The organism is Desulfatiglans anilini DSM 4660 (assembly GCF_000422285.1).
GTDB lineage: Bacteria > Desulfobacterota > DSM-4660 > Desulfatiglandales > Desulfatiglandaceae > Desulfatiglans > Desulfatiglans anilini.
On sequence record NZ_AULM01000001.1, the window covers coordinates 249945 to 274277 of the forward strand.

Annotated in this window: 23 protein-coding genes; 17 read left to right on the forward strand and 6 right to left on the reverse strand. The window is 59.6% G+C overall.

The genetic code is table 11. The annotated features are described in order from the left end of the window. The first annotated feature begins 5 nt into the window (after window positions 1-5). The 10 genes from H567_RS0101180 to H567_RS0101230 all read left to right on the forward strand — a co-directional run bounded on the left by H567_RS0101180 (window position 6) and on the right by H567_RS0101230 (window position 12304). Window positions 6-443, forward strand: a complete 438-nt coding sequence (locus H567_RS0101180) for a Zn-ribbon domain-containing OB-fold protein (protein ID WP_028319992.1) — start codon at window positions 6-8, stop codon at window positions 441-443. 60 nt (window positions 444-503) lie between these two features. Beyond that, on the forward strand, window positions 504-1403 hold the full coding sequence (gene prmA, locus H567_RS22395; RefSeq protein ID WP_051184362.1) for a 50S ribosomal protein L11 methyltransferase: 900 nt from the start codon (window positions 504-506) through the stop codon (window positions 1401-1403). 37 nt (window positions 1404-1440) lie between these two features. After that, on the forward strand, window positions 1441-2256 hold the full coding sequence (locus H567_RS22400) for an RsmE family RNA methyltransferase (protein WP_051184363.1): 816 nt from the start codon (window positions 1441-1443) through the stop codon (window positions 2254-2256). Window positions 2257-2287: 31 nt separating this feature from the next. Beyond that, window positions 2288-3037, forward strand: coding sequence for a DUF2760 domain-containing protein (locus H567_RS0101200; RefSeq protein ID WP_051184364.1), 750 nt, complete (start codon window positions 2288-2290; stop codon window positions 3035-3037). Window positions 3038-3148: 111 nt separating this feature from the next. After that, complete coding sequence (locus H567_RS0101205) at window positions 3149-4975, forward strand: Hsp70 family protein (RefSeq protein WP_028319994.1); 1827 nt, start codon at window positions 3149-3151, stop codon at window positions 4973-4975. Continuing rightward, a complete protein-coding gene (locus H567_RS0101210) occupies window positions 4965-7757 on the forward strand; it encodes an Hsp70 family protein (RefSeq protein ID WP_028319995.1) in 2793 nt (930 codons plus the stop codon). Before H567_RS0101205 ends, H567_RS0101210 begins: the two co-directional genes overlap by 11 nt. Window positions 7758-7808: 51 nt before the next feature. Further along, window positions 7809-9098 (forward strand): citrate synthase, encoded by a 1290-nt coding sequence (locus tag H567_RS0101215; RefSeq protein WP_028319996.1) that lies wholly within the window; start codon window positions 7809-7811, stop codon window positions 9096-9098. 26 nt (window positions 9099-9124) lie between these two features. Next, on the forward strand, window positions 9125-9568 hold the full coding sequence (locus tag H567_RS26815; RefSeq protein ID WP_051184365.1) for an Hsp20/alpha crystallin family protein: 444 nt from the start codon (window positions 9125-9127) through the stop codon (window positions 9566-9568). Between the two features lie 52 nt (window positions 9569-9620). Next, window positions 9621-12017 (forward strand): endopeptidase La, encoded by a 2397-nt coding sequence (gene lon, locus H567_RS0101225; protein ID WP_244155400.1) that lies wholly within the window; start codon window positions 9621-9623, stop codon window positions 12015-12017. Continuing rightward, window positions 12014-12304 (forward strand): hypothetical protein, encoded by a 291-nt coding sequence (locus tag H567_RS0101230; protein WP_028319998.1) that lies wholly within the window; start codon window positions 12014-12016, stop codon window positions 12302-12304. Before lon ends, H567_RS0101230 begins: the two co-directional genes overlap by 4 nt. 95 nt (window positions 12305-12399) lie before the next feature. Here H567_RS0101230 and H567_RS0101235 read toward each other — a convergent pair whose 3' ends face one another. The 3 genes from H567_RS0101235 to H567_RS0101245 form a co-directional block, all read right to left on the reverse strand. Next, on the reverse strand, window positions 12400-13143 hold the full coding sequence (locus H567_RS0101235; protein ID WP_028319999.1) for a fumarate reductase iron-sulfur subunit: 744 nt from the start codon (window positions 13141-13143) through the stop codon (window positions 12400-12402). A 4-nt stretch (window positions 13144-13147) separates the two neighbouring features. After that, window positions 13148-14986 carry a fumarate reductase flavoprotein subunit gene (locus tag H567_RS0101240; protein WP_028320000.1) on the reverse strand — a complete coding sequence of 613 codons (1839 nt, stop codon included), beginning with the start codon at window positions 14984-14986 and terminating at the stop codon, window positions 13148-13150. Between the two features lie 140 nt (window positions 14987-15126). Then, on the reverse strand, window positions 15127-15777 hold the full coding sequence (locus H567_RS0101245) for a succinate dehydrogenase/fumarate reductase transmembrane subunit (RefSeq protein ID WP_028320001.1): 651 nt from the start codon (window positions 15775-15777) through the stop codon (window positions 15127-15129). A 577-nt stretch (window positions 15778-16354) separates the two neighbouring features. On the opposite strand from H567_RS0101245, the gene H567_RS22410 reads away from it, so the two are divergent. The 7 genes from H567_RS22410 to H567_RS0101295 all read left to right on the forward strand — a co-directional run bounded on the left by H567_RS22410 (window position 16355) and on the right by H567_RS0101295 (window position 22503). Next, a complete protein-coding gene (locus H567_RS22410) occupies window positions 16355-16894 on the forward strand; it encodes an RsbRD N-terminal domain-containing protein (RefSeq protein ID WP_161626535.1) in 540 nt (179 codons plus the stop codon). A 48-nt stretch (window positions 16895-16942) separates the two neighbouring features. Continuing rightward, a complete protein-coding gene (dsrM, locus tag H567_RS0101265) occupies window positions 16943-17977 on the forward strand; it encodes a sulfate reduction electron transfer complex DsrMKJOP subunit DsrM (protein WP_028320003.1) in 1035 nt (344 codons plus the stop codon). Between the two features lie 29 nt (window positions 17978-18006). After that, window positions 18007-19635 carry a sulfate reduction electron transfer complex DsrMKJOP subunit DsrK gene (dsrK, locus tag H567_RS0101270; protein WP_028320004.1) on the forward strand — a complete coding sequence of 543 codons (1629 nt, stop codon included), beginning with the start codon at window positions 18007-18009 and terminating at the stop codon, window positions 19633-19635. Then, a complete protein-coding gene (dsrJ, locus tag H567_RS0101275) occupies window positions 19628-20014 on the forward strand; it encodes a sulfate reduction electron transfer complex DsrMKJOP subunit DsrJ (protein ID WP_028320005.1) in 387 nt (128 codons plus the stop codon). Before dsrK ends, dsrJ begins: the two co-directional genes overlap by 8 nt. Further along, a complete protein-coding gene (gene dsrO / locus H567_RS0101280) occupies window positions 20011-20826 on the forward strand; it encodes a sulfate reduction electron transfer complex DsrMKJOP subunit DsrO (RefSeq protein WP_028320006.1) in 816 nt (271 codons plus the stop codon). The genes dsrJ and dsrO overlap by 4 nt, the downstream gene beginning before the upstream one ends. Before the next feature lie 7 nt (window positions 20827-20833). Next, the gene (gene dsrP / locus H567_RS0101285; RefSeq protein ID WP_028320007.1) at window positions 20834-21991 is read left to right on the forward strand and encodes a sulfate reduction electron transfer complex DsrMKJOP subunit DsrP; all 1158 of its coding nucleotides are present in this window, start codon (window positions 20834-20836) and stop codon (window positions 21989-21991) included. A 323-nt stretch (window positions 21992-22314) separates the two neighbouring features. Next, the gene (locus H567_RS0101295) at window positions 22315-22503 is read left to right on the forward strand and encodes a ferredoxin (protein ID WP_028320009.1); all 189 of its coding nucleotides are present in this window, start codon (window positions 22315-22317) and stop codon (window positions 22501-22503) included. Between the two features lie 255 nt (window positions 22504-22758). Here the strand turns inward: H567_RS0101295 and H567_RS22415 are convergent, their stop codons facing one another. The 3 genes from H567_RS22415 to H567_RS0101315 all read right to left on the reverse strand — a co-directional run bounded on the left by H567_RS22415 (window position 22759) and on the right by H567_RS0101315 (window position 24265). After that, window positions 22759-23166: a cytochrome c3 family protein gene (locus H567_RS22415; protein WP_051184367.1), complete on the reverse strand. Its 408-nt coding sequence runs from the start codon at window positions 23164-23166 to the stop codon at window positions 22759-22761. A gap of 368 nt (window positions 23167-23534) precedes the next feature. Beyond that, window positions 23535-23771, reverse strand: a complete 237-nt coding sequence (locus H567_RS0101310; RefSeq protein ID WP_315861775.1) for a HypC/HybG/HupF family hydrogenase formation chaperone — start codon at window positions 23769-23771, stop codon at window positions 23535-23537. Next, window positions 23768-24265 (reverse strand): HyaD/HybD family hydrogenase maturation endopeptidase, encoded by a 498-nt coding sequence (locus H567_RS0101315; RefSeq protein WP_028320011.1) that lies wholly within the window; start codon window positions 24263-24265, stop codon window positions 23768-23770. The genes H567_RS0101310 and H567_RS0101315 overlap by 4 nt, the downstream gene beginning before the upstream one ends. Window positions 24266-24333 lie beyond the last annotated feature (68 nt).

Here is a 24333-nt window from a genome sequence, read left to right on the forward strand (position 1 = left end):
AGAACATGGCGGGACAGAAGAAAGAGATAGACGATCGATTCAAAAAGTTCGGGACGGTAAGCTTTACCTCCATTACGAAGGTCAACGATTTCATCGACCACCTGGAACAGGGCAAGGTCATGGGCACGCGGTGCAAGGGTTGCGGGCTCACGTTTTTTCCGCCCCGTGCGGACTGCTACAAGTGCCTTGGCGGGGAGATGGAGTGGTTCCAGGTCTCCGGAACCGGCAAACTCGTGAGCTACAGCAAGCTCGAGTATGCCCCGGTAGGTTTCGGGGATGATCTGCCCTACGCTATTGCACTGCTGGATTACGGTGATTACAAGGTCTTTGGACGAATCGCCTCCAACGTCCCCGACGAAGAGATCCAGGTCGGCATGGACATGCGGACCGAAGTGAACCATCTGCCGAACGGTCAGTTGAACTACGTATTTCACAAGGCCTGATCGGCCTCAGGGAGGCCCACGCCTCCGCGTGGGCCTCCCTGAGAGAAGCGAAGAGGGCCTGTGAGCGAGGAAGTGACGCATCGTAAGAAATGGATAGAACTGTCCTTTCGCATCGATCCGGTTGCCCGCGAGGCCCTGAGCGCCTTTCTCTTCGATCTGGGTTCCACCGGGATTGTATCGGAGGATTTTGGAGACCCCGCTTTGCGGGCCTACTTCCCGTCAGATTGCGACCCGGAGGCCGTCGCTTCCAGGACGCAGGTTTTTTTGGAGGAGCTGGGCCGCGTCTTCACTGAAATGGAACGGCCTGTCTGGGCTTGGCAGCGAATGGAGGACGAGGATTGGTCCCTTGCCTGGCGCCGCTTTTTCCATCCCACCCGCATCACGCCAAACCTGCTGATCCTGCCGGCCTGGGAAACGCCGGCGGCTGAGGAGACCGGTCACATCATCCGGATCGATCCAGGCCTTGCCTTCGGGACCGGCCAGCACCCCACGACCCAGATGTGCTTGAAGGCCCTGGAGAGGGCTTCTTCCACACGGGAAGCCTGGTCCATGCTCGATCTCGGAACGGGGAGCGGGCTTCTGGCCATTTACGGCGTTCTGCTCGGCGCCGAGCCCGTCCTGGCCCTGGATGTGGACGAGGATGCCCTTGCCTGGGCCGCCAGGAACCTGGAACTCAATTTCGTGCAGCAACAGGTAACGCTTTCAAAGACGCCGGTGGAGGATTGCCGGGAAAACTTCGATGTAGTAGCCGCGAATCTGATTTTTGGCGAGATTATGCGCCTGTTGCCGCACCTCCCGAGGCTTCTCGCTCCTGAGGGGCTCCTGATCCTCTCGGGACTGCTCGATTCGCAGTTGAACGAGGTTGCCCGCGCCTCGACCGTTCATGGCCTCGCCGTGCAGGATACGCTCCTTCAGGATGAATGGGGGTGCCTCCTGTGCAGTCCTGTTGAAAAGGGGTGAGCGGTTCTGCAGGGACGGGGCGCCGGAGAGGTTGCGGATGCCTGAACGGAGTCTCAGGCGTTTTTTCGTGGAGCGGATCGATCCGGATGCCACGGTGTGCCGCGTCGCGGGGCAGGAGGCGAAGCACATCCGCAAGGTGCTTCGGATGGGCGTAGGACAGCCCCTGCTGCTGGTCGACGAGGTCGGCCGAAGGGTCATCGGCCGGATCGCTTCGGTTTCGCCGCAGGAAGTCCAGGTCCTTGTGGAGACGTTGCTTTCCCCTGCCGCCGCCCCTTTGGTCGAGACGGTCCTCTGCCAGGCGGTGTTGAAGTCGCAGCGGATGGACTGGCTGATCCAGAAAACCACGGAGCTGGGGGTCCGCAGGATCGTACCCTTCTTCTCGGAGAGGACAGTGGTCGACCTGTACGGGGAGAAGACGGAGAGCAAGATCCGCAGGTGGCGTGAGATCGCCCGGATGGCAACGACCCAGTGCGACGGGGATCGACCCCCTGTGATCGAGCCCCCGCTCACCTTCGCTGAACTTCTGGCGCGGTACAGGGATGAAGCCGCCCTGAAGGGCATTTTGTGGGAGAAGACGATCGGGTTGGCGAACCTCAAGGATATCCTGCGGCCCAACGCGGCGTCGCCCCGGCGGTTCATCGGCATGGTCGGGCCCGAGGGTGGTTTTTCCGAGCGCGAGATCGAGGAGGCTGCTGCGTGCGGCTTCGTCCCGCTTGGACTGGGAAGACGCATTCTGAGGGCGGAGACGGCGGGGATGATGCTAGTCGGCATTGTCCAGTACGAGTGGGGCGATCTCGGGGAGGCAGCCGATCGGCAGCGGCAGACGGCCGGGACGGATGCAACGGATGGATAGTCCGGCTGGGTGGACACATGAAGGAGATGACATGAGCGAAGAGATGACCCGACGTTTGTCGCGATCCATCACCGGGTGGGTCGCGCTCTGGTTTTTGGTTTTGGCGGCAGGATTGGTTGCCGGAGGGTGGTGGTATCTCGAAAGCCTGAGGGCAGGAGCTGTGATGGACGAGCAGCCGGTGCTGAAAACCCTTTGGGATGCCAGGATGGTTCTCGGCGCGATTTTGGCAGGCAGCGTCATGGTGACCGGAATCCTTCTTCGCCTCTGCATCGGCGGCACGGTGGGTCGGCAGATGGCCGAATGGCGCCCTGCAGCCCCGGCCGGCGGGAAACGCGTTCGTGCCGAGCGTCCACCGGAGGCGCCGGCCCGGCCCGAAGCGGCTGCCGAATCGCGGGAAACGGCGGAGCGTCGCGCGCTGCAGGTCGTGGCCCTCCTGCAGCGGGAGGGCCGTCTGGTCGATTTTCTGAGCGAAGATCTGGCTGCATATGAGGATGCGCAGATCGGTGCGGCGGTCAGGAGCATCCAGGAGAGCTGCCGGAAGGTTTTGCAGAAGCACCTGGCGCTCGCTCCGGTGATGGACCGGGAGGAAGGGGAGCAGGTGACGGTGCAGGCGGGTTTTGACGCCGGATCGATCAAGCTGACCGGGAATGTCACCGGGGATCCTCCGTTTTCCGGGGTCCTGCAGCATCGGGGCTGGCGGGCGACGCGTGTGGACCTGCCGACGCTTTCAGGCACGCAGGACCCGAAGCTGATAGCACCGGCGGAGGTCGAGGTGCAATAGCACCTGCCCGCGGACGGTGGATGACACCAACGGAATGTAACGCACACACCGCGCGAAGCCGGTTGAGGGCGGCTGCCCCATACGGTTGGAAAGCTGAAAGGGAATCTGGATTTGGACAAGCCGAGCTACATCGTCGGTATCGATCTTGGGACAACCAACAGCGTCGTTGCTTATACAGAAGCGGAGGTCGAGGAAACCGGTTTTCCGGAGATCCATGTCTTCAAAATCCCCCAGCTGGTCGGGCCTGGATCCATTGCCGAACGGCCTGTCCTGCCGTCCTTCGTGCTCGTCCCCGGGCTGCACGATCTGCCCCCGGGGGCGCTGGCACTGCCTTGGGATCCTGATGGCGATCTGGCCGTCGGTGAATTTGCCCGCGACCGCGGCGCTGAACTTCCGCACCGGCTGATTGCATCTTCCAAGTCCTGGCTCTGCAATACAGGGGTGGATCGGCGCGCGCCCATTCTGCCGTGGGAAGGTCCGGAGGACGTCCGTAAGCTGTCGCCGGTCGCGGCGTCGGCCGCTATTCTTTCGCATATCCGGGAGGCCTGGAACCACGGGTTGGCCAAAAAGGATGCGAACCTTTTTCTGGAAAATCAGGAGGTTTTCCTGACGGTGCCGGCCTCCTTCGACGCGGTGGCACGGGACCTGACCGTGGAGGCCGCCGGCCTCGCCGGCCTGCCGCAGATCGTCCTGCTCGAAGAGCCGCAGGCCGCGTTCTATGCCTGGATCGAGGCGTCACGGGACGGTTGGCGCAAGCGGGTGCGGAAGGGCGATCTGGTGCTGGTGGTGGACGTGGGCGGCGGGACGACGGATTTCAGCCTCATCCGGGTGTCGGATGACAGGGGCGAACTCGAGCTTGACCGGATCGCAGTCGGTGAGCACCTGCTGGTGGGCGGCGACAACATGGACCTGACCCTCGCTCACGCTGTGTCACGGTCTCTGGCGGCGCAGGGCCGTAAGTTGAACGTCTACCAGCTGCGCGGCCTCTGGTCGGCCTGCAGGTCTGCGAAGGAAAAGCTCCTCGCCGGAGGCGGGGAGGATAAGGTTCCGGTCACGGTCCTCGGCCGCGGGTCGAGTTTGATCGGCGGGACGCTCACGACCCAACTCGAGCGCGAACAGGTGAACCGAATCCTGATGGAAGGCTTCTTCGGCCTCTGCGGGCGCGAGGCCGAGCCGCAAAGCACGGTCCGCACCGGGATGCGGGAACTCGGGCTTGCCTATGCCGCCGATCCGGCCGTCACCCATCACCTGGCCGCATTTTTGCGCCGCGCCGGACGCGCGAAGGAAGGCGTGGACGGCGAAGGGCTTCTGCCGACGGCCGTTCTGTTCAACGGTGGAGTCATGAAGGCGACAGGACTGCGCCGCCGGATCCTGGAGGTGCTTCGATCCTGGGGGCCGCCACCCGATGGGGTGCGGGAACTCTCGAGCCAGGATCTCGACCTGGCCGTGGCAAAGGGAGCGGCCTATTACGGTTTGGCGCGGCGCGGTAAGGGAATTCGGATCAGGGGCGGCCTGGGTCGGAGCTATTATATCGGTGTCGAGGCTGCGCTGCCTGCTGTTCCGGGCATGCCCACTCCGCAGAAGGCCCTCTGCCTGGCCCCTTTCGGCATGGAGGAAGGCACGGAGGTGACCCTCGAAGGAAAGACCTTCGGGCTGTTGGTCGGGGAACCTGTTCGATTCGACTTCCTGGGCTCGCTGACGCGACGTCAGGACACCCCCGGAACCATTGTGGAAGACTGGGAAGGCGAGATCGAAACTTTGACGACCCTGGAGACCGTCCTGGAGGGTGAACCGGGAACGGTCGTTCCGGTCGTCTTGCAGGTCAAGGTCACCGAGGTGGGTGCACTCGAGGTCTGGTGCCTGGCCCAGGAGGGGGGCGGCCGGTTCAGGCTCGCATTCAACGTCAGGGAGCACACAGATCGCGAAAATGGTCGGTAAGCGCTTCATCGTCGGAATTGATCTAGGGACCACCAATTCGGCGGCTTCCTATGTGGACCTGGAAAGCGGGGAACGCCTGCCGGCGGGCATACACCTGTTCGCCATCCCGCAGCTGAATGCCCCGGGAGAGGTGTTGGCGCAGGATATCCTCCCCTCTTTCCTGTATCTGCCGGGTGGGCACGAGATCGATCCGGAGGCTGTGCGGCTGCCTTGGCACACGCCCGCAGCTGAGGGCCTGGTCGGGGTTTTTGCGCGCGAACAGGGTGCCAGGGTGCCGAAACGGCTGGTTTCATCGGCCAAGAGCTGGCTTTGCCACGGCAGGGTGGACCGCAGGGCGGCCGTCCTCCCGTGGGGCGTTGACGAGGGCCTGCCGCGCGTCTCGCCGGTCGCCGCCACAGCCGCCTATCTGCGGCACGTCCGCGAGGCATGGAATCACCGCTGGGGCTATGACGAAGCCCTGTTTCTGGAAGACCAGAACGTGGTGGTGACGGTGCCGGCCTCCTTCGACGAAGTGGCGCGGGATTTGACGGTGGAGGCGGCGGAGAGCGCCGGCATCCCGAAATTTCTGCTGCTCGAAGAACCCCTCGCCGTATTTTACAGCTGGCTCGTCCGTCACGAGAATGATTGGCACGAAAGGGTACGGCCGGGCGAGCTCGTGCTGGTGTGCGACGTGGGGGGGGGCACCACCGATTTTACGCTCATCACCCTTCGGGAAAAGGAGGGTGTCCCGGAGTTCGAAAGGATTGCGGTGGGGGACCATCTCATCCTCGGCGGGGACAACATGGACCTCGCCCTGGCCCGTATCGCCGAAGGCCGCATGCAGCGCGGGGGTGGGGCCGCGCCGCTCCAGCTGCATCGCTGGCAGGCCCTCTGCCATCAGTGCCGCTCGGCCAAGGAAGAGATTTTGAGCGGGTATGCGCCTTCCCGCAGCATCACCCTGGTCGGCGAGGGCCGGCGCGTCATCGGCGGCACACTCAGCACGTCTTTGGATCGGGAGGAGGTCGAGCGGGTGATCCTGGATGGGTTCTTCCCGCTGGTCGGCCCCGATGAGGATCTCTCAGAGCCGCAGCGCAGGGGCATGACGGAACTCGGCCTCCCGTATGCCCAGGATCCGGCGATTACACGGCACCTGATCCGCTTTCTCGAACGGCATCGGGAAGACATCGTCCGGGCTTCAGGGCGCGAAACGCCCTATCCGGACCTGATCCTCTTCAACGGCGGGGCCCTGAAACCCGCGATCATCCGGGACCGGATCCGGCAGGCGGTCCGCTCCCGGTTTTCTCTGACCGATGAAGGGGCGCCCCGGGTGCTCGAAAACCCGCATCTCGATCTCGCCGTGGCTATCGGGGCGTCCTATTACGGACTGGTCAAGGTGGGGCGAGGCGTCCGCGTCGGCAGCGGGAGTCCGCGTGCCTACTATCTGGGGCTCGGAACCGCCGGGCGCGCGGAGAAGGACACGGAGGGCGGAAAGGCGATCTGTCTGATCGAGAGGGGCATGCACGAGGGGGCCGATATCCGGGTGCCGGACCGTAGATTCGAGGTTCTGGCCAACCAGCCGGTGCATTTTCAGCTCTTCAGCTCGAGTTTCCGCTCGGGCGATCACATCGGGGATGTCATCGAGGTGGATGAAACCCTGACGGCGCTTCCACCGATCCGCACGGTCATCCAGTTCGGGAAAAAGGCCCGTGAAACGGCCATCCCCGTTCAGGTGGAGGCGTCTTATACGGAGATGGGAACCCTTGCCATCTGGTGCCGGTCTCTTTTGACGGAACACCGGTGGCGCCTCCAGTTTCAGCTGCGTGACGCAGATGCCGCGGTTCCTGTCGCGGACCATGCCTTTCTCGAAGAGTCCGTTGTGGAAGGGGCCCTGAGTGTCATTATGGAGACCTTTACGGGCACGGGGCAGGGCCCGGCGCCGGAACGCCTGGTGAAGACGCTGGAAGAGCAGATCGGCCAATCGAAGGATCGCTGGCCTCTCAGCGTCATCCGCCGTTTTGCCGACGCCTTGATGGAGTGCCCTGATGCCAGGGAAAGGAGTTCGGAATATGAGTCCCGGTGGCTCAATCTCCTGGGGTTCTGCCTGCGGCCGGGCTTTGGTGATGCCCTGGACGAGCACCGGCTCCAAAAGATCTGGCGGCTATACAACCGCGGGCCTCTGCATGCGAATCACCCCCAGGTGCGCTCGGAGTGGTGGTGCTTCTGGCGGCGCGTGGCCGGGGGATTGAGCGTTGCACAGCAGCGGCAGGTGGGGATCGATTTTGCGGCGCTTGTCCGTCCGAAGAAGAAAAAAAACCAGAAGAAGCTTCCGCCCCAGGAGCATCTGGAGCTGTGGATGGCCCTGGCGAATATGGAGCGGCTGCCGGCCCCGGATAAAGAACTGTGGGCGCGTACCCTGCTCGAAGGATTCAACCCGAAAAGCGTCAAGCCGCAGTACTGGTGGGCGCTGGCGCGGATCACGGCCCGGGAGCCCCTTTACGGCCAGGTGGACCGCGTGGCCCCGCCCAGGGCTGTGGCCGCGATGGTCGACACGATCCTTGCTACGGACTGGCGCAACCTGAAACCGGTCGGCGCGGCCCTGGCCCAGATGGGTCGATTGACCGGGGACCGGACGCGGGACCTGGATCCGGAGGTGATCGCGCGCATGATCGCATGGCTGGAGCCTCACGAGTGGGCCCATGCATGGATCCGATGCCTGCGGGAGGTGGTTCCGGTGGCGGAGCAGGAGGAGGAGGCCCTTTTCGGCGAGGCGCTGCCTGCCGGGATTCGGCTGCACCAGGGGTGATGAAGAGGAGAAGAGGATTGATTCATGAATGAAGACGACGAGGTGAACAACATGCAGGAAACGGCCAAACTCATTGTGGACGGCAGGACCTTCGAACTGCCCATCGTCCGTGGGACGGAAGGGGAAAAGGCCCTGGACATCTCACGTCTCAGGAATGAAACCGGTCTGATCAGCCTCGATCCCGGGTATGCCAATACCGGCAGCTGCGAGAGCAGCATCACCTTCATGGACGGCGAAAAAGGCATTCTGCGCTATCGCGGGATACCGGTCGAACAGTTGGCCGAGCGGTCGAGCTTCGTCGAGGCGGCCTATCTGCTGATCAACGGGGAACTGCCTACGCGTCAGGAATTGAACCGCTTTTCGGTCATGTTGAATGACCACTCCCTCGTGCATGAGGATATGCGGGCGTTCTTCGAGAACTTTCCCCGCCGGGCGCACCCGATGGGCATCCTTTCCTCGATGGTGAACGCCCTGAGGGCCTTTTATCCGGAACTCCCGGAGCGAGGTGAAGAGGAGGAGATCAATATCACCTTCACGCGGCTGCTGTCGAAGGTCCGGACGATGGCAGCCGCCTCTTACAAGATCTCGCGGGGCCACAGAGTCGTCTATCCGCGGCATGATCTCAGCTACTGCGCGAATTTTCTGAACATGATGTTCGACTCACCGGTCAAACCCTATGTCATTGACGACGATATTGTACAGGCGTTGAATGTTTTCTGGATTCTGCATGCCGATCACGAACAGAACTGTTCGACGGCGGCGGTCCGGCTGGTGGGAAGCGCACGGGTCAATCTCTATGCGGCCATCTCCGCGGGGATTTGCGCTCTTTGGGGACCATTGCACGGCGGGGCCAACCAGGCGGTGATCGAGATGTTGAATCGGATCTATACGGAGGGAGGAGACCCCGGCCCGTTCATTTTGCGCGCCAAAGACCGCAAGGACCCCTTCCGGTTGATGGGTTTCGGGCATCGGGTTTACAAAACCTACGATCCGCGGGCGAAGATCATGAAGGCCATGTGCGACCGGATCCTGGAAAAGCTCAATCTGGACGACCCGCTTCTGGACATTGCCAAGACGCTCGAAGAGGTGGCTCTCAACGACCCCTATTTCATCGATCACAACTTGTACCCGAATGTGGACTTCTACAGCGGGATCGTCCTGAGAGCCCTCGGGATCCCATTGAACATGTTCACGGTCATGTTTGCCATCGGGCGATTGCCGGGTTGGATCAGCCAGTGGAAAGAGAGCGTGGACGACCCGAAGTGGAAATTGCACCGGCCGCGGCAGATTTATGTGGGCCCCCGGGAAAGGGACTACGCTCCTATCGGGGAGCGGAAATAGGGCAAATCAGCAGGGAGGGGATCTCCATGTATCTTTTGAAGGTTCGCTTGGACCGCAACCCCGGCAAGTTCCACGACAAGGTGAATCGACTGATGGACGAGGTCATGAACCTGCGGGGTCCGGTCCTGAACGCCACGAGCGCTGATTGGGTGCCTGAGGCGGACCTGTACGAAACAGCGGAAGAAATCGTTCTGTTGGTGAATCTGGCCGGGGTCCGCAAAGAGGATATCGAAGTGACCTTTTTCGAAAATTACCTGCGGGTAGCCGGAACCAGGGCACTTTGCGGGAGCGATTCTCCTGCGCGCTACCACCGTCTCGAAATGGGACACGGCAGTTTCGAACGGGTCTTCCGGGTGCCCGCCTGGGTTGATGGGGATCGGATCGAAGCCGCCTTTTCGGAGGGCCTCCTGACCGTCCGGATGAAAAAGGGCCCGATGCCGCAGCCGCGGTTCATCGAAGTGGATCAGTAATTACCGGGCAGTGTTCGAAGCTGGGGTGATAGACCTCTTTGAGGAGATGTGGATGGATTTTTCTGATAAAAAGATCCCGGACGCTTTACCGGTGCTTCCTTTGAAGGATGCCGTGATCTTCCCCAGGATGGTGATCCCTCTGGCTATCCGGGAGGAGGCGCATCGCCGGTTGGTGGATGACGCCCTCCACGGGGACAAGATGGTCCTGACCGTCATGATGAAGGACGGGGCGGAGGGAGAAACGACCGGTATGCCGGAGGTGCACCGGATCGGGACGGCGTGCCATATCATGAAGCTATCGAAGATGGACGAGGGCACCGTCGTTGTCGTGCAGGGCATAGCGCGGGTAGAGATCAAGGGCGTCAAGCAGGGGGAGCATTACAGTCTGGCCGAGGTGGAGCGTCTGGAAGACATCGGCCACAGCGGGAAAAAGATCGATGCGATGACCTTGAGCATCATGAATCTATTCAAAGAGATCGTGGATCTGTCCCCCCACCTGCCGGACGAGCTGATCGATCTGGCCAAGAACATCGAGGAGCCGGGGCCTCTGGCGGATATGATCGTTTCCACCCTCAATCTCGATCGCCACAAGAAGCAGGAAATCCTCGAGTGCCTGGATGTCAAGACCCGGCTGGAGCGGATTACGCGCTTTCTGAGCGAAGACCTCGAACTGCAGAAAATGGGGCGTCAGATCCAGGATCAGGTGAAAAAGGGGATCGATCAACACCAGAAGGAGTTCTACCTGAAGGAGCAGCTCAAGGCGATCCAGAAAGAGCTCGGAATGGGGGAAGACGAAGGCTCCGAGATCGACGAACTGCTGGAGCGGCTCGAGGAAAAGGATCTGCCGGAACCGGTCAAGGCGGTGGCGGAAAAAGAGCTTCGCAGGCTTTCCGGGATGAACCCCGCATCATCCGAATACACGGTTTCCCGGACCTACCTGGATTGGATCCTCGACCTGCCCTGGAACGAGGGGACGGAGGAGACCCTGGATATCCGCCGCGCGGAGCGGATACTGAACAGGCATCACTACAATCTCGAAAAGGTCAAGAAGCGGATTCTCGAATACCTGGCGGTGCGGAAGTTGAATCCGGCCCACAAGGGCCCGATCCTCTGCCTGGTGGGGCCGCCTGGGACGGGCAAGACGAGCCTGGGCCGGTCGATCGCCGAGGCTATGGGCCGCAAGTTCGTCCGCACCTCCCTCGGCGGGGTGCGGGACGAGGCCGAGATCCGTGGGCATCGCCGCACCTATGTGGGTGCCCTGCCTGGTCGGATCATCCAGGGGATCAAACGGGCGGGTTCCAACAACCCGGTCTACATCCTCGACGAGATCGACAAGGTGGGAACCGACTTTCGGGGAGATCCGTCCTCGGCGCTTCTCGAAGTCCTCGATCCCGAGCAGAACTTCTCGTTTTCCGATCACTACCTGGAGGTGGAATTCGATCTGTCGAAGGTCATGTTCATTGCCACGGCCAATCAGCTGGATCCGGTGCCGCCTCCCCTCCGGGACCGGATGGAGGTGCTCGAGCTGGCCGGCTACACGGAGGACGAGAAACTCAACATCGCCCGGAAATTCCTGATCCCAAGACAGGTCAAGGAGCACGGGCTCAGCCGGGAGACGATCATCATCCGGACGCCGGCCGTCCGGAAGATCATTCGGGAATACACCCGGGAGGCCGGGGTGCGGAACCTCGAGCGCGAGATCGGCGCGATCTGCCGTGCGGTCGCCCGCGGGGTGGCCGAGGGGAGCGAAGACCTTTTCGACGTCTCGGCTGCTGCGGTGCAGGAGTACCTCGGGAACCCGCGTTTTACCTTCGATCTGGCCAAGAGGACATCGGTTCCCGGGGTGGCCATCGGACTGGCCTGGACCCCCGCAGGAGGGGACATCCTCTTTGTCGAGGCGACGATGATGCCGGGGAAGAAATCACTGAACCTCACCGGTCAACTCGGGGATGTGATGAAGGAGTCCGCCCACACGGCGATGAGCTATCTGCGGTCGAAGGCCATTCAGTTCGGGATCAGGGAGGACTTTTTTGCGGAACGGGATTTTCACATCCACGTCCCTGCCGGCGCCATTCCCAAGGACGGTCCGTCCGCCGGCGTCACCATGCTGACGGCATTGGCCTCTTTGTTGATCGGGAGACCCGTGCGGCACCGCGTCGCCATGACGGGCGAGGTCACGCTGCGGGGCATGGTCCTGCCGGTCGGCGGGATCAAGGAGAAGGTTCTCGCTGCGAGCCGGAGCGGGATCAAAGAGATCATCCTCCCGGAGGGAAATCGCCATGATCTGGATGATATCCCCGAAAAGATCCGCAAGCAGCTGATCTTCCATCTCGTCAACCGCATGGAAGACGTCCTCGTGCTGGCGCTCGAGGAAAAAAAGGACGAGACGGAGAAGCGTTCCCATGAGGCTTCTACAGCGAAGCAGGCATCGGAGGAGGAAGGAAAATGACGGAGTGGGACGAGGCATTGAGCCGTTGGGTGTGGGTGATCGTGCAAAGTGACGGGGGCGGGGAGCAGTTTCTAGGGCAGGTTGATGCGGATCTGAACATCTCCTTCATCCCGGCCTTTCCGGAAAAAGACGCCGCGCTGATGGGGCTCGGCCGGCTGGCGAGGGAAAAGGGCATGACCTACGAAGCCCAGGCCATCCGCCTTGACGATTTGAGGGCCCGGGCTGGGCAAAACGGTTTTGCCGTGTTCGTCTTGGATGGCGAAGGACGCATCGTCGAAAGGCACTGATCGGCTCCGGAACACTGTCCATGAAGGCCGCCGCGCAGGCGACGATATAGATCGATGTCGGGAGCGGCAAAGAAAAGCCATTTCCGGATGGCGATTTATTTTACAAAGCGAAAGAGCTTCTTGACGGCGGTCCAGCCCATCTTGCGCCGCAGGATGCCGAGTTGATCCTGGAGCGGCAGGTTCTTCGGGCAGACGTCCTCGCACCCCAGCAGACCCATGCATCCGAAGATGCCTTCGTCGGTTCCGATGACGTCGAAATACTCCTTATCCCCTCTCTGATCCCGGGGATCCAGCATGAACCGCGCAATGCGGTTCAACGCCACCGCTCCCATGAAATCCGCCCGCATATTGGCGGTGCCGCAGGCCGCGACACAGCACCCGCACTCGACGCAGCGCTCGAGTTCATAGATCTCTTCGGCGACGGCGTTGTCCATCCGCTCTTCCTCGCCATTCGGGTCGAAGGACTTGCTGGTGTGGATCCATGAGCCGACACGCTCGTTCATGGCCCTGAACCACGTGCCCGTATCCACCGAAAGATCCCCGATCAGCTTGAAGACCGGCAGGGGCATGAGGGTGATATCCTCGGGCAGGTCTTTGGTGAGCGTCTTGCAGGCGAGGCCCGGCCGGCCGTTGATGACCATGGCGCAGGAGCCGCAGATTCCGGCGCGGCAGCAGAAGTCGAATTGCAGCGAAGGGTCCTGCTCTTCGCGGATGCGCGAGAGGGCGATAAAGAGCGTCATACTGTCGGTCTCCTCCAGGCGGAAGAGATCCGTGTGGGGCGAGGATGCAGGGTCCTGCGGATTGTAGCGGAAGATATGGAAGGTGAGCCGTCTCGCCATGATGTCAATCTCCTATGATTTCCCCGTCGCAGCTGATGATCTTGCAGACGCCGTAGCCCCGTTCGCCGGGGGCAAGGTCGAGGACCTTCGAGGCCGGTTCGTAATCCAGGGTGGGGAGGTCATGGCCTTTTTGCCATGTGGCCAAGGTCCGGGTCAGCCAGTCGCGGTCGTTCCGGGCCGGAAAATCCTCCCTGGCGTGGCAGCCGCGGCTTTCGGTGCGCTGCAGGGCTGCGTATGCGACGCAGATGGCCAACTGCAGCATCCCTTCGATCTTGAGGGCCAGACCCAGCTCGGGATTGGCCCCGATGCCGTTGGAGCGGAGTCCGACCCTCTGCGCCCGGGCATAGATTTCCTGCAGCGTGTCGACCGCTTTTTGGAGATCCGTCCCGTTGCGGAAAATCCCGACGTGTTCCATGAGCTCGATCTGCATGGCGTCGCGCACCTGGAAGGCGTTTTCCTTTCCGGCGCTTCGGGCGCGCAGGCGCTGGATCCGGTCCTCCTCATGCGCCAGGCGGTCCCGCACCGTGTTCGTTTTGAACTGGGTTTCATACCCTTTCAGGAATTCGGCGATTCTCTCTCCGACGATCTTGCCGGCGACGATGGTTTCCGCCAGGGAATTGCCGCCCAGGCGGTTGAAGCCGTGCATGTCCCAACAGGCAGCCTCGCCGGCGGCGAAGAGGCCCTTCAGACCGTAAGCGGCACCGTCCTTGTTCGTTCGAACCCCTCCCATGCTGTAATGCTGTGCCGGACGCACCGGGATGAGCTGGGTGACAGGGTCCACGCCGAGGAAGTTGTTGCAGATCTCGTCCACCTCCCGGAGCTTGGTCTTGATGTGTTGGGCGCCGAGGTGGCGTATGTCCAGCCAGAGGTGGTCGCCATAAGGGCTTTTGATACCGAACCCCTGGCGGATGTGGTGGGTCATCCAGCGTGAAACCACGTCCCGAGAGGCGAGTTCGGCCTTCTGGGGCTCGTACTGCGGCATGAAGCGCTCCTGGTTGACGTCCAGGAGGGTTCCCCCGTCCCCCCGGCAGCCTTCCGTCACCAGGATGTTGGTCGGGACGATGCCTGTCGGGTGAAACTGAACCGCCTCAGGATTGCCTATCGGGACGACTTCCGTGTCGAGGGCCAGAATGGCCCCGGAGCCGTCATTGATGACCGCATTCGTCGTTTCACGATAAATCCTGCCGTAGCCTCCGGTAGCGATCAGCGTGGCTTTGGCCAGGTAGACCCGGAGCTGCCCTGTCTTCAGGCAGCGGGCTACAGCGCCGGTGCAGGTCTCCCCGTCGTGGATCAGGGCAATGGCCTCGAACCGGTCATGAACGGTAACCCCGAGCTCCACCACTTTGTTGTCCATGGTGTATAAAAGCGTGTGGCCGGTTCCGTCCGAGGTGTAGCATGTGCGCCACTTGGCGGTTCCACCGAAATCCCGGGCGGTGATCAGCCCCTTCCGCTCGCCGGGTTCGACCTTTTCGTATTTCTGGCCGCCCTTGAAGTAAGAGGATTTCCCCGGCACCACACGATTCCAGGGGATGCCCCAGAAGGCCATCTCGCGCACGGCGATCGGCGCGGTGTCCACGAACATCCGCGCAACCTCCTGGTCACAGCCCCAATCCGAGCCTCTCACAGTGTCCAGAAAATGGACGTCAGGGCAGTCCCCGGCTCCCATGGTACAGTGGCCGAGCGCGGCCTGCATGCCTCCTTGTGCGGCGGAGGAGTGTGACCGTCTCGGGGGAACGATGCTCAAGCAGATGGTGCTGAAACCGTTGGAGGCCACCTCCACGGCAACCCGTTCGCCGGCGAGGCCGGCACCGATACACAGGAGATCGGTCAAAATTGTTTCCACAGGCAGGACTCCTTTGCGACCATTAAACGGCATCACCCCTGGCATTGAACAGGCCGTTCGCCGGTCGGGCCCCGCTCGGGGCCGGACGCACGCGCTCGGCCTTCCTTCGTGCGATCGGGAAAGGGGCCGGCGTAGGGAGGTCAGACCGAAAGGGTCAAAAAGCGAACAATGGTGATCAATCCGATCAATACGAAAATACCGGTCAAAATATTCTCAAATTTTTTCAAGCCCTTGCGGTTTCTGCGCTGGATGAAGCCCCACTTGACGCCGATGCGGTAAAAGCCGATGCCTACGTGCAGTTCGACCATCGGCAGGAGAATCAGGTAGAACACGAGCCAGTACCCCCCCTGGATGCGGGCGGCGCTCTTGGCGGCGGTGATGGGAAGATCGGTCAGGACGGTCCACATGTGAATGGAGCCCATGATCAGGATGATCATAGCGGTGATGACTTGCACGAGCCAGAGCCAGGTGTCCAGATGATGAAGCGAACGGCTGTGCTTCCAGACGGCGGATTGCTGCTCGACCCTGAACGGGATCTTGCGGGCCGCCAGGATGAAGTGCATCAGGAAGGTGGCGCCTATCAGCGGACCCCCGACCTGGGCCATGTAGGAGTCCTCGAAAAACCGGGCGATCGCGTTCATGACGCCGGGGCCGAAGTTGACGCTTGCGACCAGGACCATGTGGCTCCACATGAAGAGAATGAGACCGGCACCGGTCAACATCTGAAGCAGGTCGAGATAGGCGGGGATCCTCCCTGGGGAGTGGACGAAGATCGTGGTGTCGATGGCCATGGCGCCTCCTGGTCTCAGCCTGTCCCCGTCGCTGGGCGGGGCCTGGGGAAATGGGGCAAGGTACGGCACGGGGGGAATGAAACGCGCTTTTCTGACTTTTTAGGTGAAGAAGGGTCGGTCTGTCAACAATTAGTTTCCATCCGGAAATGGTCTTTTTGGCCAATCTCGGCGTGAATCTTCACGGTTGCTTGTGCGGCGACCTGTAGGTCGCCTCCGCGCAAACGCTTGATTTCATTAATGTTGACCAAAAATCCTCATTTCCGGATTGGAAACTGGGTTTTACGGGGAAATCATTTCCGGATGGAAACCAATTGGGAATGGATACCCGTAGAAAGGAACGCGAAGCAGTCTCCATCTCTCCAGAGCAAGCCTCCTGCGCATTCCGGTCACGGTAAAATAGGTCGTAATCATTTGCGATATTTGAATAAAATCGCTCCCGAGACCCGAATTTTTTTCTTGACAGGGCACGGCAAGTTGGCTATAGACGTCCATCATTATGGATCATCCGGAAGGCCCTCTGGACGAACGGATTTGGGGGGGCCGATTTTTTTGTTTGCTTTACTCAGGTAATTCTGTCATGCACTTGACCGCTTTTTTAATCGAAAGAAGGTCGGCCATCGTAAAGCGGTGGCGCGATGTCCTTTTCGAAAGCTATGAACCGGAGGGACGGGATTTTCTGCGTCGGCAGAAGGATCCGTTTTCCAACCCTGTCGGGGCGACTCTGAGCGGGGAACTGGAAGCGGTGTATGACCATCTCGTTTCCGGGGGTTCTGCGGAGGACATAGCGGCCTGCCTGGATCGGATCATACGAATCCGCGCTGTGCAGGATTTCAGCCCCTCCAAGGCCCTGGCTTTTCTCATCCAGCTCAAACCGGTCATCCGCAAGGAGCTGCAGGGCGCAAAGTCCTCCGGCGCCGCGGCTTCGGCGGAGCTGCTGGAATTGGAGGACCGGATCGATGCGCTGGCTCTGCAGGGCTTTGACGTTTATACGGCCTGCCGGCAGCATCTCAACGAGCTGCGTGTAAGGGAGATTCGGAACGAGGTGGGGAAGTTACTGGAAAGAGCCAATGCCAGGTATGCCGCTTCGGATCGGCAGGTATCGGACACAACGGCCTAATCATCGGGATTGTCATTGGAGGTGAGGTAGCAGCCTATGAATTTCATATTGAGCATTGTCGTTTCGTCATTGGCAGTGGTGCTGATCGTTTTGATCCCCTGGGTGGGGGTGGGGGCGTTCAATCTCCAGTACCTTTTCGGTGTCGTGGTTCCCTACGCGGCCTTGGCCACCTTCATCATCGGGATCGTCGTTCGGGTCATCGACTGGGCCCGCTCCCCCGTGCCTTTCAGGATTCCCACCACGGCCGGGCAGCAATGGTCTCTCCCATGGGTCAAGTACAGCAAGATCGACAATCCAAAAGGCACCGGCGGGGTGATCGTGAGGATGCTCTTCGAGATCCTCACCTTTCGATCCCTTTTCCGGAACACCCGTTTGGAGTACCGGCTGAAGGGTGACGGTGCGCCAAAGATCGATTACGAGTGGGAAAAGTGGCTCTGGCTGGCGGCGCTGCTTTTCCATTATTCCTTCCTGGTGATCTTTCTCAGGCATTTCCGGTTTTTTGTCGAACCCATTCCGGGGTTTGTCCACCTGCTGGAGAGCCTCGACGGCTTCATGCAGATGGGTGTGCTGCCGTTGAACGGACTCGGCCTTCCGGGGGTGTACCTGACGGATATGCTCCTTATGCTGGCGGTAACCTATCTCTTCGTCCGGCGGATTTACGTTCATCAGACCCGTTACATCTCGCTGCCGGCGGATTATTTTCCACTGTTTCTCATTCTGGCTCTGGGCACGACCGGGATTTTGATGCGTTACTTCATCCGGGTCGACATCACAGCCGTCAAGGAGCTGGCGGTGGGTCTCTTCAAATTTCACCCAACGATTCCGGGCGATATCGGGGTGATCTTCTACATTCATCTGTTCGTCATCAGCGTGTTGATCGCGTATTTCCCCTTCAGCAAGCTGATGCACATGGCCGGGATATTCCTGTCGCCGACGAGAAACCTGTCGAACAACAGCCGTATGAAGAGGCATATCAACCCGTGGAATTATCCTGTGCATTACCATACGTATCAGGCGTACGAAGACGAATTCCGTGAGGCGATGGTCGAGGCCGGCCTCCCGGTTGAAAAAGAGCCTGAATAACCAGCAGGGTAAAGAAATAAGGAGTAGACATGGCTAAGGATCCAAAGGCAGGCGAGACCGCCAAGATCAACCACACCCCGCCGCTGATGGAAGGGTGGATGGATACGCCGGTTGACATTCGCGAAGGCATTTACTGTTACGGCGCTAAAGAAAAGAACCTCGAAGCTGTCGATATGCCGAATGCGCGGGATTGGAATCCCGCAGAAGAAGACTGGCAGCTGCCGGACGATTGGGAAAAAGTCATCGACGACGGCTTTCGGCTTCGGCTGGATCGTTTCAGATCGTTCAAGCTCTTCATGGATATCTGTGTGCGATGCGGGGCCTGTGCTGACAAGTGCCACTTTTTCATCGGCTCGGGCGATCCGAAGAACATGCCGGTGCTTAGAGCGGAATTGATCCGCTCCGTCTACCGGAAGAAGTATACGGCTGGAGGGAAGCTTTTCGGCAAACTGGCAGGCGCGAGGGATCTTACCTTAGATGTCCTGAAAGAGTGGTGGTATTACCTTTATCAATGCACGGAGTGCCGCCGTTGCTCCCTTTTCTGCCCCTACGGCATCGATACGGCCGAAGTGACGATCATCGGCCGCGAGTTGACGAACCTGATCGGCCTCAACACCGACTGGATCTCGGCGCCGGTGGCGAACTGCAACCGCACCGGCAATCACCTCGGAATCCAGCCTCATGCCTACAAGGACATGATGGACTTCTTCGTCGACGAGATCGAGGATATCACAGGGATCCGGGTTGAGCCGAGCTTCAACCGCAAAGGGGCGGAAATCCTGTTCATCACGCCCTCGGGGGACGTCTTTGCCGATCCCGGTACGTATACGTGCATGGGCTATCTCATGCTCTTCCACTATCTGCAGAGCCAGGGCCTCGACATCACCTGGAGCACCTATGCCTCCGAAGGGGGCAATTTCGGATACTTTACGTCCCATGAGATGGCCAAGCGGTTGAACGCCAAGATGTACGCGGAAGCGAAGCGGCTCGGGGTGAAATGGATTCTGGGCGGGGAGTGCGGCCACATGTGGCGCGTCCTGAACCAGTACATGGACACCTTCAACGGCCCCGCGGATTTTCTTGAAGAACCGGTTTCGCCCATTACGGGGACGAAGTTCGAGAACGCCAAAGGGACCAAGATGGTTCACCTGGTGGAATTTACGGCAGACCTGATCAAGCATAACAAGCTCAAGCTGGATCCGAGCCGGAACGATCACCTCAAGGTCACCTTTCACGATTCGTGCAACCCGTCGCGGGGTATGGGTTTCTTCGAGGAGCCGCGCTACGTGATCAACGCCGTGTGCAACAATTTTTACGAAATGCCCCCGCAGACCATTCGTGAGCAGACCTTCTGCTGTGGAAGCGGCGCCGGGCTGAACGCCGGGGAGAACATGGAACTGAGGATGCGCGGCGGCCTGCCGAGGGCCAACGCCGTCCGCTATGTCAAAGAAAAGTATGGCGTCAACATGCTCTCCTGCATCTGCGCCATTGACCGGGCGGTGTTTCCCACCCTGATGGATTTCTGGGTTCGAGATGTGGGGGTCACCGGGGTGCATGAAATGGTAGCCAACGCCCTCGTCTTCGAAGGGGAAAATGAACGGACCACCGACCTGCGTGGCGAACCCCTCGCTGGAATGGAGGATGATGACAATGTATGATGGAGGAAAAATCATCACCGGCCTGGTCATCGGTCTTGGGCTGCTGCTCTTTCCGTTTTTCTACAATGCGGGGAAGGCCGCCAAGGCGCCCGATCCCGAGTTGACCCCCAAGGCGCAGGAAGCCAAGGTGTGTGTGATGGATAAGGCATATATGCAGAGTTCTCATATGACTCTGCTGGACGATTGGCGCCACACGGTCGTGCGCGATGGGGAACGCTATTTCAAGGCCAAGAGTGGCACCGTGTACTACAAAAGCCTTCAGGTGACCTGCCTGGACTGTCATTCCAACAAGACGAAGTTCTGCGACCAGTGCCACGACTACATGGGTGTTGCGCCGTACTGTTGGGACTGCCATCTTGAGCCGGAGGAGAAAAAATGAAGGGCATTGACAGAAGGGAGTTTCTGAAGATAGGTGGTATGGCAGCCATAGCGGGGCTGGGAGGGAAGGCTGCGTTCGAGATCCTGGCACCCGGAAAGCTCGAGGCCGCGCAGCAGATCCCTTTGACGAAGGGCAAGCATTGGGCGATGGTCGTGGACACGACCAAGATGGACGACGCCTTGATGGATGTCTGCATCGAGGCGTGCCACAAAGAGCATAATGTTCCGAATCTCGGGAATCCGAAGGAAGAGATCAAATGGATCTGGAAAGAAACCTATGAGCATGCGTTTCCGGGGCAGGAGCACGAGTATATCGGTGAGCGTTTTCATGGAATGAATTTTCTGCTGATGTGCAATCACTGCACCAATCCGCCCTGTGTCCGAGTCTGTCCGACACAATCGACTTGGAAGCGGGAAGACGGCGTTGTCATGATGGACATGCACCGGTGCATCGGTTGCCGGTTTTGCATGGCGGCCTGTCCGTATGGAGCGCGCAGCTTCAATTGGGGGGATCCGCAGCGGGTCCGCACCGATGAAAAGCTGATGCCGATGAATCCAGGTTTCCCCCGCAATAAGGATTACCCGACGCGCAGCAAAGGTGTGGTTGAGAAATGCAACTTCTGCGCGGAGAGACTGGCCAAAGGGGATCAACCCGCCTGCGTCGAGGCCGCTGCCAAGGTGCGAAAAGGCGCACTGGTCTTTGGGGATCTGGCGGATCCGCATTCGGAAGTCAGGAAGGTCCTGAAGGAGAATTACACGATCCGGCGCAAGCCCGAACTGGGTACGGGGCCCAACTTATTTTTCATTGTATGAGGTGGTTATGCTTGATACGGCGCTGAAGGGAACACAACGATACTGGGGATGGTTGATCTTCCTGCTGGTCTTGATGGGCATCGGATTGGGCTGCTATCTCTACCAGTTTCAGGAAGGCCTGAGGGTCACGGGGATGAGCCGGGATGTCTCCTGGGGCTTTTATATCGCCCAATTCACTTACCTGGTCGGTGTGGCGGCCGGAGGGGTGATGGTGGTTCTTCCCTATTACCTCCACGATTATAAGGCGTTTGGCCGGATCACCATTCTGGGCGAGTTTCTGGCTATCGCTGCGGTGGTTATGTGCCTGCTGTTCATTTTCGTCGATCTCGGGAACCCGGTGCGGATCATGAACGTGATCATGTATCCGACGCCGAATTCGATCCTTTTTTGGGATATGATCGTGCTGAACGGGTATCTGCTTCTGAATGTCCTGATCGGATGGAACGTGTTGAGTGCTGAGAGGAAGGGGATTCATTATCCTGGATGGGTGAAGACGCTGATCTACATCTCCATCCCGTGGGCCTTCAGCATTCATACCGTGACGGCATTCTTGTACGCCGGTCTGCCCGGCCGACATTTCTGGCTGACCGCCATCATGGCGGCGCGCTTTCTTGCTTCGGCTTTCGCCGCCGGGCCTGCACTGCTGCTGCTGTTGTGCCTGATCGTGCGGCGGGTGAGTCGCTTCGACCCTGGAGAAAAGGCGGTCAGGACTCTCGGAGGAATTGTCACTTACGCCTTCATCCTGAACATCTTCTTCCTGCTGCTCGAGGTCTTCACGGCTTTTTACAGCCAGATCCCCGGGCACATGCACAGTTTTGTGTACCTGTTCGCCGGGTATGAGGGCTTTGGGAAACTCGTGCCATGGATGTGGACTTCGGTGGGTTTTGCGATCCTTGCTTTGATCCTATTGATTGTTCCCGGCACGCGGCGGAAGGATGACACCCTTGCCGTCGGTTGCGCTGCTGTCATCATATCCAGTTGGATCGACAAAGGCATGGGGCTTGTCATCGGCGGCTTCGTGCCGAACACCTTTGACCGGGTGTTCGAGTACTGGCCGACAACCCCTGAAATTTTAATTACCATCGGTGTGTGGGCGACTGGTTTCTTTGTTCTGACGGTGCTGTATAAGATCGCTGTCTCGGTCAAGGAGGAGGTTGGGGCCTAATAAGTCCTGCGGGGGCCCCATGCCCCTGTTTTGGGCTTTCATTTGTGGGTATGCGATGGCCTTGTTCCTGCTCGAACAAGGCCATCTTACTTTTGACTGGCGATCTCCTGTCGGTCGACCGTTGGTTTGTTTGCTGAGCGCGGGCGAGCGGGACGAGCAGGAGGTTTTGTGGTGGTTAAGGGGGATAAAAAGCTTGACAGGGTCTGGTTACTCTGTTACATAACGCGCTGACGTTCAGGGGCATGCCAGTTCCGGAGCCAAAATCAGCGGTCATTTCAAGAGATTGGGTATCTCGTATTCAAAAACTTAGGAGGGTTTGACAGATGGGTTATGAAGTAGTGGTTGACCACGACAAGTGCGAGGGATGTGAGGAGTGCGTCGAGGTTTGTCCAGTCGACGTGTACGAGATGGAAGACGGGAAGTCTGTTCCGGTCAATGCGGAAGAGTGCCTCGGTTGCGAAAGCTGCGTGGAGGTTTGTGATCAGGAAGCCATCACGGTTACCGAAGTATAAATAGAATCGCACAACACAGAAAGTCGGCCGCCTTGGGTTTGGCATGAGCAAGCCCAGGCGGCTTTTTTCGTGGGGACGAACGGGGGTGGTTGGTTTTGGGGCTATACCTGCCATCATTTGCCGGGGACATGAAAGAAGGGTGCAGGACAGGCCTCCTGTTCACAAAGAAAAAAACCGCACCGTCTTTCGGCGGTGCGGTTCAAAACAAGTGGATGCAAAAGGCATCCCTGGCGAAGCTGGCTTTACAAAAGAGGATCAACCCTTCTTTTCGTGGCAGCCGTTGCACTTCTTGAAGGGAGCCTTGGCATCGTCGTTCTGCTCTTTGTGGCAATCCTTGCAGTTCTTATGGAACGCATTCTGCAGCTTCAGTGCTTCCTTGTCCGGTGGATCGGCTGGATGGCACTCGCTGCATTTCTGGACAGCATCACCTTCCTTCCAGACGTTTTTGCCATCCTGAATAACATGGTGGCAATCGTCACAGGTGGCGCCGTAGTCCTCGGCATGCTTCTTGTGGCTGAATTTTACCGGTCCTTGCTTATCTGCGGGGTATTCATTCTGAAGGACGATTTCTTCCGCGACATCGGCGGCTGTGATGGCCCCCACTGCGCAGAGCATAAGGCCGCAAAAGACAACCGTCAGAAGGCTTAGGAATTTCTTGTTCATTTTGCTGTTTCACCTCCTTTCACCGTAGGTTAATAAAACGCCAAGTCTGTGGCAGAGCCGGCGTGGAACCCGCACCATACAGCCTAAAATTATAATCTCAGCGCCGAAAAGGTGTCAAGAAAATACCTGTTTTCCGGTGCAAGAGGAGGACTACGGCTGCTTCCTCCGGTTAGTGGAGGTGCTGAAAACAGCCGGTTACGGATTTGAGAAAAAGGTCCAAACGAAAGGCCTGTAAATTCCGAGCAATGTGAGAAGGAGGGTGCATACAGCAAGTTCCCCCCTGTATTGGAAATGAGCAGGTGCCCCACATGGGTGTCCGCAGCAGGTGTCAGCCATGGCTCACAGCCGAAGGCGAGGGCCTGCGATGTTCAAGGGAGGTCGGTGAGATCCGCCATCTCTCGAAGGAGGGTCAGGGCCGCCATGGCCTCCTTCTCGTCGATCCGATGGATGGCAAATCCGGCGTGGACGATCACGTAATCTCCCACCTGAGCGTCATCGAGCAGAAGGAGGCTTGTCTGTCGTTGGGTTCCATCCAGATCGATGACGGCCGTTCGATCGTGGATCTGAATGATCTTTGCTGGGATGGCCAGGCACATGTCCGTCATTCTCCTCTCGCTTGGGGGACGCAGCCCAGCAGCTTGAGTTCAGCGAGGACCGCATCGACGAGTTCAGGGATTCGTTCTCGTACGGGTAGGGTGGGTTCGAGGCCGATCGACGCGATGTCGAGCGGTTCCACTCCCAGGATGACGGTCGAGGGAGGATCGCCGAGGACGCTCGCCAAAGCGAGCGCCTCGAGCAACCCCACTTGGTGAAGGGAGTTCTTTTGAAGGACCCGCCTGGGGATTTGTCCTCCCGCAAGGCGATAGAGAGTTCCCGGGGCACCCCCATTGCGAACGGCATCGATGACGATCAGATGCTTCGCTTCAGCGATGAAGCCCAGAAGATTCAGCCCCTGTACGCCCCCGTCCATGATTTCTACAGGAGGGTTGAAGGAATAGGCCTTTTCCAATGCAGCAATGGCGTGAATGCCGACCCCATCATCCGTGAGAAGGGGATTACCGACGCCAAGAACAAGGATAGGACTCTTTTGATCCATCATTCAGTGAGGTCTCTCCCGGTGCCGAAAGGCTCAGTGGATCCTGTTTTACGCACGGGCGAAGCCGCGGA

Excerpts from the sequence above, each read along its gene's own strand:
- H567_RS0101235 (WP_028319999.1), bottom strand. The coding sequence starts at position 13,143 with ATGGCGAGACGGCTCACCTTCCATATCTTCCGCTACAATCCGCAGGAC.
- lon (WP_244155400.1), top strand. The coding sequence starts at position 9,621 with ATGGATTTTTCTGATAAAAAGATCCCGGACGCTTTACCGGTGCTTCCT.
- H567_RS0101295 (WP_028320009.1), top strand. The coding sequence starts at position 22,315 with ATGGGTTATGAAGTAGTGGTTGACCACGACAAGTGCGAGGGATGTGAG.
- dsrK (WP_028320004.1), top strand. The coding sequence starts at position 18,007 with ATGGCTAAGGATCCAAAGGCAGGCGAGACCGCCAAGATCAACCACACC.
- H567_RS26815 (WP_051184365.1), top strand. The coding sequence starts at position 9,125 with ATGTATCTTTTGAAGGTTCGCTTGGACCGCAACCCCGGCAAGTTCCAC.
- H567_RS22415 (WP_051184367.1), bottom strand. The coding sequence starts at position 23,166 with ATGAACAAGAAATTCCTAAGCCTTCTGACGGTTGTCTTTTGCGGCCTT.
- H567_RS0101200 (WP_051184364.1), top strand. The coding sequence starts at position 2,288 with ATGAGCGAAGAGATGACCCGACGTTTGTCGCGATCCATCACCGGGTGG.
- H567_RS0101210 (WP_028319995.1), top strand. The coding sequence starts at position 4,965 with ATGGTCGGTAAGCGCTTCATCGTCGGAATTGATCTAGGGACCACCAAT.
- H567_RS0101230 (WP_028319998.1), top strand. The coding sequence starts at position 12,014 with ATGACGGAGTGGGACGAGGCATTGAGCCGTTGGGTGTGGGTGATCGTG.
- dsrP (WP_028320007.1), top strand. The coding sequence starts at position 20,834 with ATGCTTGATACGGCGCTGAAGGGAACACAACGATACTGGGGATGGTTG.
- H567_RS0101180 (WP_028319992.1), top strand. The coding sequence starts at position 6 with ATGGCGGGACAGAAGAAAGAGATAGACGATCGATTCAAAAAGTTCGGG.
- H567_RS22410 (WP_161626535.1), top strand. The coding sequence starts at position 16,355 with ATGCACTTGACCGCTTTTTTAATCGAAAGAAGGTCGGCCATCGTAAAG.
- dsrO (WP_028320006.1), top strand. The coding sequence starts at position 20,011 with ATGAAGGGCATTGACAGAAGGGAGTTTCTGAAGATAGGTGGTATGGCA.
- dsrJ (WP_028320005.1), top strand. The coding sequence starts at position 19,628 with ATGTATGATGGAGGAAAAATCATCACCGGCCTGGTCATCGGTCTTGGG.
- H567_RS0101310 (WP_315861775.1), bottom strand. The coding sequence starts at position 23,771 with ATGACGGACATGTGCCTGGCCATCCCAGCAAAGATCATTCAGATCCAC.
- H567_RS22400 (WP_051184363.1), top strand. The coding sequence starts at position 1,441 with ATGCCTGAACGGAGTCTCAGGCGTTTTTTCGTGGAGCGGATCGATCCG.
- H567_RS0101215 (WP_028319996.1), top strand. The coding sequence starts at position 7,809 with ATGCAGGAAACGGCCAAACTCATTGTGGACGGCAGGACCTTCGAACTG.
- H567_RS0101315 (WP_028320011.1), bottom strand. The coding sequence starts at position 24,265 with ATGATGGATCAAAAGAGTCCTATCCTTGTTCTTGGCGTCGGTAATCCC.
- H567_RS0101245 (WP_028320001.1), bottom strand. The coding sequence starts at position 15,777 with ATGGCCATCGACACCACGATCTTCGTCCACTCCCCAGGGAGGATCCCC.